The organism is Cupriavidus alkaliphilus (genome assembly GCF_014191175.1).
Taxonomy (GTDB): Bacteria; Pseudomonadota; Gammaproteobacteria; order Burkholderiales; family Burkholderiaceae; genus Cupriavidus; species Cupriavidus alkaliphilus.
The window spans coordinates 296,473-310,415 of record NZ_JACHWE010000004.1 but is presented as its reverse complement, the minus strand read 5'-3'; the positions used below and the strand labels follow the sequence as shown (position 1 = coordinate 310,415).

Genomic DNA, 13,943 nt, shown 5'->3' with positions numbered 1-13,943 from the left:
AAAATTTTGTGCAATCGATTGCACAAATCACGGAAGCACCGGCCATGGACCTTCGACAACTTCGCTACTTCAAGGTGCTGGCCACGCTGCAGCACTTCGGCCGCGCCTCGGCTGCGCTGCATATCGCGCAGCCCGCGCTCAGCCGCCAGATCCGGCTGCTCGAGGAAGAGCTGGGCGTGCGGCTGCTGGAGCGCCACGTGCGCGGCGCCACGCCGACGCCCGAGGGACTGGTGCTGCTGGACCGCGCGTCGTTCCTGCTGCGCTATGCCGACCAGGTCAAGGTGGACATCGCCGACCTCGCTGCCTCGCCGCGCGGGCTGGTGGCGCTGGGGCTGACGCCCGCTTTGGCGCCGCTGCTGTTCATCCCGCTGGCCGAGGCGTTGCGCGAGCAGTATCCGGAGATCCGGCTGCGCCTGGTGGAGAACTTTGCTCCCGCGCTACAGGATGCGCTGCTGCAAGGCACGCTCGACGTCGCGCTGCTGAGCGGGCCGGTGTCGAGCCCCGGGGTCTCGGTGGTGCCGCTGGTGGCGGAGAGCCTGTGCGCGATCGGCCCGTGGGGCGATGCGGCGCTTGGGGATGGGCCGGTGGACATCGAACAGCTGCGGGGCCTGCCAATGATTTTGACCGGGGTGCCCAAGTCGGGCGTGCGGCTGGCGCTGGAAGCGCTGGCGGCGCGCCAGGGGCTGGAGCTGCAGGTCACGATGGAAGTTGAATCGATCGAGGTGGCCAGGCGTCTGGTGGCGCGCGGGTTCGGGTGGACGGTGCATTTTGCCGCGGCGATACGGGATGAACTGCAGGCGCAGCGGCTGCAGGCCGTACCGATTCGTGGGCTCGAGCTGCAACGGATGATCGGCTATGCGGCCGCGCGGCCGCCGTCGCGGGCTTCGCTTGCTGTGATGGAGACGTTGAGGGGGGTTGCTACGGCGTTAACGGTGGAGGGGAAATGGCCTCATAGCAGGTTGTTGGGGGAGATGGGGGATGGTGGCTCTTAGTGGGCGCGGTTGATTCGGTGGCCTACTTCTTCGGCCGTTGTTGGCGTTTTTTTGGGGTAGTCGCTGTTGGTGACATGCTGTCGGCTTTTGAACCGTATGGTTCCGCCCTCCTGGGCGGGTCACTTTTTGGCCGAGCGCCAAAAAGTAACCAAAAAGCGCGTTTACTGCCCTGCGGGCGGCATGTCTTATCGTAGTGTGCCCGGGCGTTTTCGTACGGGGCTGGGCTTCCTCACATAGCTAGACTGCCTGCCGCGGTGGTGCGCGACGGTGGCAGGGGCGTTGGAGTGGTGATTGAACGAGCCCAGAGCGCTCGGTGGCCGCCTGCTGCGGGCCTTGTCGTAGGAACGCCTACGGCTGCTGCGCCGTCAGTATCGAAGGGCGTCGGCCCTGGCACGGAACGCGTCGCTGCGCTCGCTTGGCGCTTTCGCACGGTTCGCTTTCGCTTCCGCGCCGGGGACCTCCGGAGGGACGTGTCGCCACGCTTGCCCGCGTACGCGCCGCAACAGCGCGTGCGAGCGCAGCGACGCACTCCGTGCCCGAGCCCACGACCTGAGATAGGGAGCGCGCGCAGCGCAGCCGAAGGCGTCCCACCAATAACGCCGTTAGCAGGCTGCCACCGACCTAAAGTCGGGTTCGTCCATCCGACCTCGAACGCCAGGCACCTCCAGGTAGCGTCAGCAGGGTCGAACCACCAATCGCCTGACCGCAAGTCACCGCCGCCGGAACCACCAACACCGCCTTAGCCAGCCGCTTAGGCGACGCGTTTTTTGGTTACTTTTTGGCGCTCGGCCAAAAAGTGACCCGCCCAGCAGGGCGGAACCACGCGGGTCAAAGGCCAACAGCATGTCACTAAACGCGTCCGCATTTGACGATCATCGGTGCGACATGCACCTCCCGTCCCCTGCCCTGCGGCGCCGCCAAACTATCGCATCTTGAGCGAAGCGAAGCCGCCATCGCTATGCACCACCTTCCCATCGACCATCGTCAAGACCGACCGAATACGGTGAATATCCTCCACCGGCACGGTCAAGTAAGGCTTGTCCAGCACCGCTAAGTCAGCCAACTTCCCAGCCTCCAGCGTGCCACGCGACCCCTCGTCGAACGAAATCCACGCCGCATTGGCGGTGTAAAGCCGCAACGCCTCCAGCCGCGAAAGCCGGAAATCTGCATGACGCCGAACCTCCCTGCCAATCGAATAGCCCCCGACATGGAACTCCAGCGCACGCCAGACGCCAGGGATACCGATGCGCGTGGCATCCGTGCCCCCTGCCACCTTCAGCCCGTGCTGCAGGGCCAGCCGCACCGGCGGCGCGGCCTCGGCCACATGATGGCCATTGGCATGGCCGATGGCGCCGGCCTCGAAGTACGGCCCCATCTGCACCGTGTAAGCCAGCCCTAGCGCCTTCATGCGCCGGAAGGTCTCTGGCTTGCCGGTGTTCAGGTGGGCCATGGCCCAGCGCAGCTTGCCCAGGTCATGGTGTCTTGCCACTTCCTCGAAGACATCGAGGATCGCGTTGGCGGCATCGTCGGTATAAGCGTGGATCTCCACCGGATAGCCGCGGCTGGCGGCAAAGGTGGCAACCTTGAGCAGCTCCTCGCGATCCTTCGCCGCGGGGCGGAAGCCGGGGCCCATGGTGACGCCGTCGTCCATGCCATGCACCAGCATCTCGCCCGGCCCGAGGAAACGCAGCCTGCTGTCGCCCATGCGCGGCGGCAGGTAGGCCAGCGTGTTGCGGAACCACTCGGCCTCGTTGCCCGCGACCAGGGTCGGGATGCGATAGCCGACCCGCACCGACAACCGGTCTTCGCGCCACAGTGCGAACAGCGGATCGTACGCAGCGCCCGGACCCGCGGTCGGGTCGATCAGCGCGGTGACACCGAGGCTGTTCAGCCGGCCGAAGAAGGCCTGCAGGCTGGCCTTGGCATCGACCTGGCTCTGCGCCAGGATGCGCCCGAACAGTGCCGACAGCGGCCGGATCGCGCCGAAGATCCGGCCGGTGAGACGGCCTTCGCTGTCGCGCTCCATGCGGATGCCGGGCGGCAGCGCGTCGGGCTGGTCGAGCCCGAGCACCTCGATCGCCTTGGCGTTGACCAGCGCGTAGTCGTACAGGTACTGCACGTAGGCCGGATTGTCGGGCAGCAGCGCCGTCAGCTCAGCCGGGGTCGGTGCGCGTTTCTCGGTGAACTGGTCGGGGTGCCACGAACCGGTCACGGCCACCCACTTGCCCGGGCCGCGCGCCTGCGCGGTCTGCCGCAGCTGCGCCAGCCCGGCGGCCAGGCTGGTGGTTTCGCCTTCGTACCAGTAGGTCTCGAAGGCATAGCTCTGGCCGCCGCGGATGGCGTGGATATGAGTGTCGATCAGCCCGGGAATCACGGTGCGCCCGCGCAGGTCGATCACCTCGGTAGCCGGACCGGCCAGGCGGCGGATCTGCGGGTTGGCGCCTACTGCGACGATGCGCTCGCCGCGGATGGCAATGGCCTGCGCCACCGTGTCGGCGGCGTCCATGGTGAGCACCGTGCCGTTGACCAGGATCCGGTCCGCATGCGCGGCGGCGGCCTGCGCCGGTGTTCCCCAGGCCGCCATCAGGCAACCAACCGCCATGGCATGCGCCAGGGCCCGTGCAATGCATCGCATAACGGTGTTCCGTGTGTCAGTGGAAGCGGCGCCCGGAGAGCGGGCGCCAGCGTCCCCGCGTTACTGGCCAGGCTGCGCGCCCGAGCGCTTGACGATGGGCTCGAGCTTGGCGATGTCGGCGGCGATCAGCCTGTCGAACGCGGCCGGGGTCGATGGCTTGGCCTCGGCGCCTTGCGCCATCAGCTTGTCGCGCGTCGCCGGCGCGCCCAGCGCCTGCTGCATCGCCGTGTTCAGGCGTGCCACGATGTCCTTGGGCGTGCCCGCCGGCGCCAGCACGCCGAACCAGGCATCGAACACATAGCCCGGCACCCCCGCCTCGGCAATGGTGGGCACGTCCGGCAGCGACGGCACCCGCGCCGCCGTGGCCACGCCCAGGATGCGCAGCTTGCCGTCCTTGACGAACTGCAGCGCGGTGATCGACGGGGCGAAGAACATGTCGACGCGTCCGCTGATCACGTCGGTGATCGCGGCCGGCGCGCCCTTGTACGGGATATGCCGGGTCTGCACGCCCGCGGTCACGTCGAACAGCTCGCCGCTCAGGTGCGACGAACTGCCGCTGCCCGCCGAGCTGTAGGTGACCGAATCCGGCCTGGCGCGCGCGGCGGCCAGCAGGTCCTTGAGCGTGCGGTACGGGCTTGAGGCGCTGACCACCAGCAGGTAGGGCATGGTCGCCACGGTCGAGATGCCCTTCAGGTCGCGCGTGGTGTCGTACGGCAGCTTCGGATAGAGCGTGGGATTGACGGCATGGCCGGCGGACGTCAGCAGCAGCGTGTAGCCGTCAGCGGGCGCCTTGGCCACCACCGCGGTGCCGATGGTGCCGCCGGCGCCGGGCCGGTTGTCGACGACGATCTGCATGTTCGACGAGGCGCTCATCTCGGCGCTGACGATGCGCGCGAGCAGGTCGGTGGCGCTGCCGGCGGCAAACGGCACCACCATGCGGATCGGCTTGTCGGGATAGGTGTCGGCGTGCGCCGCGCCCGGCAGCAGCGGCAGGCACAGTGCGGCGGCCAGCGCCGCGTGCAGCATGTGGCGGAATTTCATGTGGGGTCTCCTGGATCCTGGGGATCTTGATAATGGCCTGAGGCGCAGCGCGTTCAGAACACGTGGCGCATGCCCAGTGCAAAGGTCTGCGGATCGGCGCCGGCGGAAATGCCCAGCTCATTGATGGCAAAGTCGTAGGTCGCGTTCTTCTTGTTGAAGATGCGGCTGTAGAAGCCGAACACCGAGGTGCGCTTCGACAGCGGGTATTCGTAGCCAAGCGTGGCCTGCACCGCGCCGGTATCCGGACCGCTGCGGAAGAAGCCGACGGTCTCGGTGGCACTGCCGCGGCCGTTGCCGGCAAAGCCGACGCCCGCACGCAGGCTGCCAGTCCACAGCTTCTGCACCACCGAGGCGTAGTAGGCATCGCGCTTGAGGTCGCCGGTGGCGGTGCGGTAGTGCAGCCGCTCGTAGATGGCGGACACCCTGGTGGTCGGGAACTGGTACGACAGGCCGATCTTCATGCCTTCGTCGTCGCGGCCCGCGGCCTGGTAGTTGTTGTGGCGCTCGTAGGCCAGCACCACGTTCAGCGGGCCGTTGTCATAGGCGCCGGCGAACGACCACAGGCTGGGGTTGCGCGGCACCGTGGCGCGCTCTTCATTGACGCCCCAGGTCACGCCGCCGCTGAAGCCGTTCCACTTCGGGCTGCGGTAGTGCAGGCTGTTCTTCTGACGGCGGTCGAAGGCGCTGGTGTCCTGGATGTTGTCGGAAGTCGGGGTCGAGCCATTGCCGATCAGCGCCATGTAGCCCGCGGTGGTCGGATAGAACGGGTCGTAGGAAGACGTGGCTTCCAGGTAGGGCGTGGTCCAGTTGCCCATGAAAAAGCTGCCGGCTGAGCCGGCCAGTCCAAGGCGGGTATTGCGGCTGGCCAGTTGCCCACTGCCCGTATCCAGCGAGATATTGCTTTCGATCTGCCAGATCGCCTTGAGGCTGCCCACCAGCGCTTCCTCGCCGCGCATGCCGAACACCGAGCGGTTGTTGGTGAGGCGGCCGGTGCCGTCCAGCCTGGTGCCGTCGGTCGCCGTCGACGCATCCGAATATTCCATCGACGTATTCAGCCGGCCATACAGCGTGGCGTGGTTCTGCGCCGAAGCGACGGTGCAGCAGGCCGCGAGCGCCGCAAAGGTGGCGCCCGCAAGGGGGTTCTTCATGTTGTCTCCAGTGTCTGTCTTGCGCCTGTCCGAATCGATACGGGGATGCCTGCCCCGCCCCGTGCACGAAATCGCAGGCAGCAGCAACCCCTGCCCGGACTACGGCATCAGCAATTTCTGGATTCTTGATTGCGCTATCTCATGCGGCGGATGTACGCGGCGATGCAGCGTGAGGGGATTCTAGAAATCGGGTATCGCAGCGTCCATTCGCATTTTCTTTTGGTCACCATATCGATTTGTTATCGTGATGGCGGATCCTGCTGGCATGGACATCCGCAGCTTAGGGCGCGGGCGCGGGACCCGGTAGTGGGCGCTGGTGTGTCGCTGTGTTCCAGCCATGGGACGCCGTGAACACAGGCAATGCGGGAAGTGCGCGAAGCGTGCGCGAAGTGCGGAATCGGAGGGCAACAAAAAAGGGCCTGGCGGCCCTTTTTTGATTTCTGCGGTGCGGACGATCCGTGGATCAGCCAGCGAAGTTCTTGCCGGCGAAGTCCCAGTTCACGACATTCCAGAATGCCTCGACGTACTTCGGGCGGGCATTGCGGTAGTCGATGTAGTAGGCGTGCTCCCACACGTCGCAGGTCAGCAGCGGCTTGGCGTCGGTGGTCAGCGGCGTGGCGGCGTTGGAGGTCGACACCAGGTCCAGCGAGCCGTCGGCCTTCTTGACCAGCCAGGCCCAGCCCGAACCGAAGGTGCCGACGGCAACCTTGGTGAACTCTTCCTTGAACTTGTCGAACGAGCCCCACTTGGCGTTGATGGCATCGGCCAGTGCGCCGGTCGGCTGGCCGCCGCCGTTGGGCTTCAGCGAGTCCCAGTAGAAGGTGTGGTTCCACACCTGGGCGGCGTTGTTGAAGATGCCGCCCGACGACTTCTTTACGATCTCTTCCAGGGTCGCGTTCTCGAACTCGGTGCCCTTGATGAGGTTGTTCAGGTTGGTGACGTAGGTCTGGTGGTGCTTGTCATGATGGAACTCCAGGGTCTCCTTGGAGATGTGCGGAGCCAGGGCATCATGCGCGTACGGAAGCGGGGGGAGCTTGTGTTCCATTGTTCTGTCTCTGTGGGTTGGGGTTGTAGGGTCCGGAATTGCCGATTGTAGGGGACTTGCAAGACCCGCGCAAACCGCGGCGCAAAGCCCCCTGCTCCGATGTTAGTTTGTCCGCGCGCGGCTTTCCGGGAGATTTCGGCGCGGCCTTTCGGGCCTGTGCCGCACGCGAATGGGAGGCGTTCCCGGCGCCGCGCGGCGGCTCAGAATTCCGGCAGCTTGGCCTGCACGCCGGCGATCGCCAGGTCGGCCACGCCTTCGGCCAGGTGCGCTTCGACCACGCTGCCGGCGCGGATCTCGGCGGGGGCGCGCAGCGCGCGTCCGCGCTGGTCGAGCAGCACCGCATAGCCGCGTTCGAGTGTGCGTTGCGGCGCCAGCAACTCGAGCGCGCCGGCGCTGCGCGCCAGGCGCTGGCCCGCGCGCTCGTGCTGGCGCAGCGCGGCCGCCTGCAGCCGCTGCCACAGGCGCGCCACGTCGGCGTGGGCCGCGGCGGCGTCGGGGCGGCATGCGCGCCAGCGCATCGTGAGCAACTGGTGGCGATGGCGCTGCGACACCACGGTGTCACGCAATGCCGAACGCAAATGTCGCGCCAGATTGTCGACCTGCGCGCGGCGCTCCTGCAGTTGTGCCTGCGGGCTGCGCACGCGCCGCGCCAGCCAGTCCAGGTGTTGCGCGCGCAGGTCCAGCCCGCGGCGCAGGCATTGCCTGAGCGCATCGCGCGCGCGCTGCGTCTGCGCGAGCAGGTGCGCGCGATCCGGGCTGACCAGCTCGGCCGCGCCGGTGGGCGTCGGCGCGCGCACGTCGGCGACAAAATCGGCGATGGTGAAATCAGTCTCGTGGCCGACGCCGGATACCACCGGCAGCGTGCAGCGCGCGATCGCCTGCGCCACCACCTCTTCATTGAACGACCACAGGTCTTCGATGCTGCCGCCGCCGCGGCACAGGATCAGCACGTCGCATTCGGCGCGTGCGGCCGCCGCGTCGAGCATGTCCGCGATCTTCTGCGCCGCGCCCGTGCCCTGCACCGGCACCGGATAGACCACCACCGGCACATGCGGCGCACGCCGCCGCAGCGTGCTCAGCACATCGCGCAACGCCGCGGCCTGCAATGACGTGATCACGCCGATGGTGCGCGGCTGCGCCGGCACCGGGCGCTTGCGCTCCGGCGCGAACAGCCCCGCTTGCGACAGCTTTTCCTTGAGCCGCAGGAAGGCTTCATAAAGGTTGCCGAGGCCGGCGCGGCGCATGGCCTCGACCCCCAATTGCAGCTCGCCGCGCGCCTCGTACATCGAGACCACGGCGCGCACTTCGACCGCCTCGCCCTCGCGCGGCTGGAAGTCGACATGCTGGTTGCGCCCGCGGAACATCACGCAGCGGATCTGCGCACGCGCGTCCTTCAGCGAGAAATACCAGTGGCCGCTGGCGGCGCGCGTGAAGTTTGAGATTTCGCCCCGTACCCAGGCGAGCGGGAAACTGCGTTCGAGCACGCGTGCGATCGCGTGGTTGAGTTCGCCGACGGGGATGACCTCGCGGCCGCTGCGCGGCGTAGTGGTGGAAGCGTCACGCGAAAAATTCGGCAAGTCAGACATGGCGAAGCCGCGGGCACGCGGCGTGGATCAGACATGTCCACAGCATAACTGCAATGTCAAGGGGGTATCACTGATGGCCGACGGCCACCCTGGAAGCCGCATGGATTCGTGCAAGCCTTTGATTCTTATGTGGTTTATGAATACAACAAAAATTAGGCAATATAACCATTTCTCTTTTGCATCAACCACTTACATGCCCGGCCAAGAGCTTGTTCACAAAGTTATCCACAGCTTCTCTGGATAAAATGCGGCGCGGAAAACACTTTGTCGGTACGCGTGGCGCCTGGTCCGCTTAGCGGATGCGCCAAGCGCCTCGCCCTGCGCCCGGCCAACGGGCACCTGAAACCGGCACCTTCCCGGTACGCTTCTGCTGCATTTGCACATTTTCTCGGCAGCGCCAAAAAACCCTTTGATATTCAAAAGCTTGGGTATCTTCTCCCGGATTTGTCCACAAGCCATCCACAGTACTCTCCCTGATCGCTGTGGACAAACCCCGCTTTTGACCGCCCCAGCCCGCTACAGCGCCGGCCCGTGCGGAACAAGCCCGTCTGCCTGTTTTTTAAGCAGGGGATTGGACTTCCTTTGAAATCAACACCTTATGAAATCTCTCAGTCACCTTTCCACAAGCCCTCCACAGTACTGTCCCGCTGCATTGTGGAAAGTCGTGTCGAAAAGTGCGCCTGCGCACTGAAACATGCCCTCATCCCGTGGCAGAGGTCGCCTCGGCACGTGCCGGATGCGCCGCAGCCGCTGCGGAGCGTCATTGCACAAAATTTAAGCAGCGACTGCTTTACCCTTTCCGATCAATGGCTTAGCCATCTTGTCCGGCAGCTTTCCACAATCGATCCACAACACTGTCCCTGCCGGCTGTGGACAGCGGCAGCCAGCGCGGCAGGGACACGATGCGCGCCGGAGACAGGCGTGCGTCGTCCCTTGCCGCGCGCCAGGCAGCGGGTTAGAGTGGCGCCTGTTTTTTCAGAGCAATGCCGGAGCGCGCAGCAAGGCATCATGCCCACGCGCCTCAAGGCATGCCGGCTGGTGGTTTGGGGTTTCGTAATTCGGTTGTCGATCCCGGGGGTCCAATTGTTTTCCATCATTCAAGCGGCCGGCTGGCCGATCTGGCCGCTGTTGCTCGCCTCGGTCATCGCGCTGGCGCTGATCGTCGAACGCTTCCTGTCCCTCAAGCGCAGCAAGGTGCTGCCCGCCAAGCTCTATGAAGAGGCGCTGGCGGCCGCGCAGCAGCGCCGCGCCACGCCGGAAGTGGTCAACACGCTGGAACAGAATTCACCGCTGGGGCGCGTGCTGGCCGCGGGGCTGCGCCACGTGGTGCTGCAGCCGCATACCTCGCGCGATGCCGCCAAGGACGTGGTCGAGGAAGCCGGCCGCGTGGTCGCGCACGAGCTCGAGCGCTACCTGAACGCGCTCGGCACGATCGCCTCGGTGGCGCCGCTGATGGGGCTGCTGGGCACGGTGATCGGCATGATCGAGATCTTCGGCAGCCAGGGCGGCACCGGCACCAGCCCCGAGCAGCTGGCGCACGGCATCTCGGTGGCGCTGTACAACACCGCCTTCGGCCTGATCGTGGCGATCCCGGCGCTGATCTTCTGGCGCTACTTCCGCCGCCGCGTCGACGACTACGTGGCCGAACTGGAATTCCGCGCCACCTCGTTCCTCGACGCCATCCTGCCGCAGCGCCGCGCCTGAGCGCCGCACGCACCCCGACCGCCATGCACTTCCGTTCCCGCCAGCGGCGCGAAGAGCCGGAGATCAACCTGATCCCGCTGATCGACGTGCTGCTCGTGATCCTGATTTTCCTGATGATCACGACCACGTACTCGCGCTTTACCGAGCTGCAGATCCAGCTGCCCACCGCCGACGCCGAGCGCGCGCGCCAGCAGCCGCAGGAAATCGTGGTGTCGGTGTCCGCGCGCGGGGTCTACTCGGTCAACAAGCAGGTGATGGAGCACAAGGACGTCACCAGCCTGGCCGACCAGCTGCGCACCGTCGCGGGCGCCGGCGGCCAGCCGCCGGTGGTGATCGTCAATGCCGACGCACAGGCGACGCACCAGGCCGTGGTCAATGTGTTGGAGGCCGCTCGGCTGGCCGGGCTGTCGCGCCTGACCTTCGCCACGCAGAGCGCGCAGCCGCGCTGACCCCCGCACGGGCCTGCGCGCCAGCATTCGCCGGCGGCCGGCGGGCTTGCCCCATGCGCACGGCAATGCCCATAATGGTTGGGCCGCCCCGAGGGGCGAAGCCGCGAGCGCACTACAATCGCATCCCGACCATCGACTCTCGCCCGCCGCGTCCATGCCCGTTCCCCGCCATGCCCTTGCCGACTTCGTGACCGCCCAGTGGCAACGCCGCGGCTGGTTCGCGTGGGTCATGCTGCCGTTCTCGCTGCTGTTCGGCCTGGTCGCGCGGGTGCGCCGCCATGGCTACCAGCGCGGCTGGTTCAAGTCGACGCGGCTGCCGATGCCGGTGGTGGTGGTCGGCAACGTCACCGTGGGTGGCACCGGCAAGACCCCCGCGGTGATCGCGCTGGCGCATGCGCTGACCGAGGCCGGGCTGCGGCCCGGCGTGGTCTCGCGCGGCTACGGCGTGGCGCTTAAGCACCCGCGCCGGGTCAAGCCGACCTCGCAGGCCGGCGACGTCGGCGACGAACCGCTGCTGATCGCGCGCGCCACCGACGTGCCGGTCTGGGTCTTCCCCGACCGTGCGCTGTGCGCGCAGGCCATGCTGGTGTCGCACCCCGGCATCAACGTGCTGCTGCTCGACGACGGCCTGCAGCATTACAAGCTGCAGCGCGATTTCGAGATCGTGATGTTCGACGCGCGCATGGGCGGCAACGGCCTGATGCTGCCGGCGGGTCCGCTGCGCGAGCCGCTCTCGCGCCCGCGCGACGCCACCCTGATCAACGACCCCAACTTCCGCGCCACGCCCGACCGCCCCGGCGTGTACGGCATGCGCCTGGAACTGGATGACGCCTGGCAGCTTGCCGATCCCACCATGGCGCGGCCGCTCAGCGCCTTTGCCGGACGGCGCGTGCTGGCCGCCGCCGGCATCGGCAACCCCGAGCGCTTCTTTGCCAGCCTGCGCGGCGCCGGCCTGGCGCCCAGGACGCTGCCGCTGCCCGATCACTATGACTTCGTCGCCGACCCGTTCGTCGACCATCCCGATGCGCTCGATGCCGACGTGATCCTGATCACCGAGAAGGATGCCGTAAAATGCGAGCGCTTCGACGACCCGCGCATCTGGGTCGTGCCTACCAGGCCCGTGATCGATGCGGGCCTGATCGATAAAATCCGCCGCGCCGTGCAGGCGCAAATCCAACCCGCGCCGACCGCGCCGGCCGCCGCGAGCGGCGCCGCCGGGCGCAACGAGGAACACAGAGATGGACAACCGGCTGCTTGAAATCCTGGTCTGCCCGCTATGCAAGGGCAAGCTGGAATACGACCGCGCCGCGCAGGAGCTGATCTGCCACGCCGACAAGCTGGCCTACCCGATCCGCGACGGCATCCCCGTGATGCTGGCCGACGAGGCCCGCCAGTCGGTGCCGGGCCGCGTCATCGAGCCGGACGCGCCTGCAGGCAACTGAGCAGCGCGGCCATGACCCTCCCCGCATTTACCGTCGTCATTCCCGCGCGACTGGCTTCGACCCGCCTGCCCGACAAGCCCCTGGCCGATATCGGCGGGCGCCCGATGGTGGTGCGCGTGGCCGAGCGCGCGCACGCGTCGTCGGCGCAGCGCACCGTGGTCGCCACCGACGCGCCCGCGGTGGCGCAGGCCTGCGCCGCGCATGGCATCGAAGCCGTGCTGACCCGCGCCGACCACCCGTCCGGCACCGACCGCCTGTCCGAGGTCGCCGCGCACCTGGGCCTGGCCGATGACGCCATCGTCGTCAACGTGCAGGGCGACGAGCCGCTGATCGAGCCGGCGCTGATCGACGAAGTCGCGCTGCACCTGGCGCACCACGCGGATTGCGCCATCGCCACCGCGGCCCATCCGCTGCACGACAGCGCCGAGGTGTTCAATCCCAACGTGGTCAAGGTGGTGTGCGACGCCGCCGGGCGCGCGCTGTATTTCTCGCGCGCGCCGATTCCGTGGGCGCGCGACGCATGGTCCGGCGTGCCGTCCATGCCCGCCGCGTCGGCCCGGGTGCCCCTGCCGGACATGCCGGTGCTGCGCCATATCGGCCTGTACGCCTATCGCGCCGGATTCCTGCGCCGCTTCCCGACGCTGGCCGCGGCACCGCTGGAGCAGGCCGAGGCGCTGGAGCAGCTGCGCGCCATGTGGCACGGCGAGCGCATCGCCGTGATGCAGACCGCCGCCGCGCCCGCGCCCGGCGTCGACACCCAGGCCGACCTCGAGCGGGTGCGCGCGCTGTGGGCGCAGTCGATGGCGCAGGAAGGGCCCTGAGCGCCATCCCCCGGCGTTTGCGCCGGCACCGGCCGGGCCACCATGCGGGCGCCCGCCCGCTGCGGTCGATTCTGCTGCAACCGAACGGGGGGGCCGATTTCGGGCCGAATCCCCGCTGCCTCATGGCATAATGCTTGCCGATACAGAGCCGCCCCGCCGGCGCGAGCAATCGCGCCGGCGGCCAAGGCTCGGTGGGGAGATAAAGATAGAGCCCGTCCGGTGCGCCGCGCCGCCATCCCCCTGGCAGCCGCCGCCGGCCGTACGCGTGGGTACGCCTGAGCCGTGCCCGCGCTGAACGCAGTCAGCGCGCACCGGGACCGCAGTCAGTCTCGCGTCAAGTTACGGCGTTACCCTCCTTCTGATCTCCCGCCATACCGGATTAAAAACTCTGAGGACCCGTAAATGCGTTTGATCCTGTTGGGCGCGCCTGGCGCCGGCAAAGGCACGCAAGCCAAGTTCATCTGCGAGAAGTTCGGCATTCCGCAAATCTCCACTGGCGACATGTTGCGCGCCGCGGTGAAGGCCGGCACGCCGCTGGGCGTGGAAGCCAAGAAGGTCATGGACGCGGGCGGACTGGTGTCGGACGACATCATCATCGGCCTGGTGAAGGACCGCCTGAAGCAGGACGACTGCAAGAGCGGCTACCTGTTCGACGGTTTCCCGCGCACCATTCCGCAAGCCGAGGCGATGAAGGACGCGGGCGTGGCGATCGACTACGTGCTCGAGATCGACGTGCCGTTCGACGCCATCATCGAACGCATGAGCGGGCGCCGCGTGCACGTGGCATCGGGCCGCACCTACCACCTCAAGTACAACCCGCCCAAGGCGGAAGGCGTCGACGACGAGACCGGCGAGCCGCTGATCCAGCGCGACGACGACAAGGAAGAGACCGTCAAGAAGCGCCTCGACGTCTACTCGCAGCAAACCCGCCCGCTGGTCGACTACTACTCGGCATGGGCCGCCAACGGTGACGCCGCGGCCAAGGTGGCGCCGCCGAAGTACCGCAAGATCCTGGGCGTCGGCAACGTGGACGAGATCACGGCGCGGGTGTTCGAGGCGCTGAAATAACCGGTTCTTCGC

12 protein-coding genes are annotated in these 13,943 nt (G+C 67.3%); 7 read left to right on the top strand and 5 right to left on the bottom strand.

Annotated elements, in window-relative coordinates; translation table 11 throughout:
- The first annotated feature begins 44 nt into the window (after positions 1-44).
- On the top strand, positions 45-992 hold the full coding sequence (locus FHX60_RS16275) for a LysR family transcriptional regulator (RefSeq protein WP_183283915.1): 948 nt from the start codon (positions 45-47) through the stop codon (positions 990-992).
- A 922-nt stretch (positions 993-1,914) separates the two neighbouring features.
- On the opposite strand, the gene FHX60_RS16270 is transcribed toward FHX60_RS16275, so the two are convergent.
- The 5 genes from FHX60_RS16270 to xseA all read right to left on the bottom strand — a co-directional run bounded on the left by FHX60_RS16270 (position 1,915) and on the right by xseA (position 8,447).
- Entirely contained in the window at positions 1,915-3,594 is a 1,680-nt protein-coding gene (locus FHX60_RS16270) for an amidohydrolase (protein WP_260163941.1), read from the bottom strand.
- A gap of 93 nt (positions 3,595-3,687) precedes the next feature.
- Positions 3,688-4,668 (bottom strand): tripartite tricarboxylate transporter substrate binding protein, encoded by a 981-nt coding sequence (locus tag FHX60_RS16265; RefSeq protein ID WP_112773662.1) that lies wholly within the window; start codon positions 4,666-4,668, stop codon positions 3,688-3,690.
- 53 nt (positions 4,669-4,721) lie between these two features.
- Entirely contained in the window at positions 4,722-5,816 is a 1,095-nt protein-coding gene (locus tag FHX60_RS16260; protein WP_112773663.1) for a porin, read from the bottom strand.
- Positions 5,817-6,279: 463 nt separating this feature from the next.
- Entirely contained in the window at positions 6,280-6,861 is a 582-nt protein-coding gene (gene sodB, locus FHX60_RS16255; protein ID WP_012351891.1) for a superoxide dismutase [Fe], read from the bottom strand.
- Positions 6,862-7,061: 200 nt separating this feature from the next.
- Complete coding sequence (xseA, locus tag FHX60_RS16250) at positions 7,062-8,447, bottom strand: exodeoxyribonuclease VII large subunit (RefSeq protein ID WP_183283913.1); 1,386 nt, start codon at positions 8,445-8,447, stop codon at positions 7,062-7,064.
- Positions 8,448-9,530: 1,083 nt separating this feature from the next.
- Between xseA and FHX60_RS16245 the strand changes: the two genes are divergently transcribed.
- The 6 genes from FHX60_RS16245 to adk all read left to right on the top strand — a co-directional run bounded on the left by FHX60_RS16245 (position 9,531) and on the right by adk (position 13,931).
- Positions 9,531-10,151: a MotA/TolQ/ExbB proton channel family protein gene (locus FHX60_RS16245; protein ID WP_026164567.1), complete on the top strand. Its 621-nt coding sequence runs from the start codon at positions 9,531-9,533 to the stop codon at positions 10,149-10,151.
- Between the two features lie 23 nt (positions 10,152-10,174).
- Positions 10,175-10,600, top strand: coding sequence for an ExbD/TolR family protein (locus FHX60_RS16240; RefSeq protein WP_092307908.1), 426 nt, complete (start codon positions 10,175-10,177; stop codon positions 10,598-10,600).
- A 154-nt stretch (positions 10,601-10,754) separates the two neighbouring features.
- Positions 10,755-11,858, top strand: coding sequence for a tetraacyldisaccharide 4'-kinase (lpxK, locus tag FHX60_RS16235; protein WP_092307907.1), 1,104 nt, complete (start codon positions 10,755-10,757; stop codon positions 11,856-11,858).
- On the top strand, positions 11,839-12,042 hold the full coding sequence (locus FHX60_RS16230; RefSeq protein WP_012351886.1) for a Trm112 family protein: 204 nt from the start codon (positions 11,839-11,841) through the stop codon (positions 12,040-12,042). Before lpxK ends, FHX60_RS16230 begins: the two co-directional genes overlap by 20 nt.
- Positions 12,043-12,053: 11 nt before the next feature.
- A complete protein-coding gene (gene kdsB, locus FHX60_RS16225; RefSeq protein WP_112773666.1) occupies positions 12,054-12,863 on the top strand; it encodes a 3-deoxy-manno-octulosonate cytidylyltransferase in 810 nt (269 codons plus the stop codon).
- Between the two features lie 402 nt (positions 12,864-13,265).
- A complete protein-coding gene (adk, locus tag FHX60_RS16220) occupies positions 13,266-13,931 on the top strand; it encodes an adenylate kinase (RefSeq protein WP_018008913.1) in 666 nt (221 codons plus the stop codon).
- The last annotated feature ends 12 nt before the right edge of the window (positions 13,932-13,943 follow it).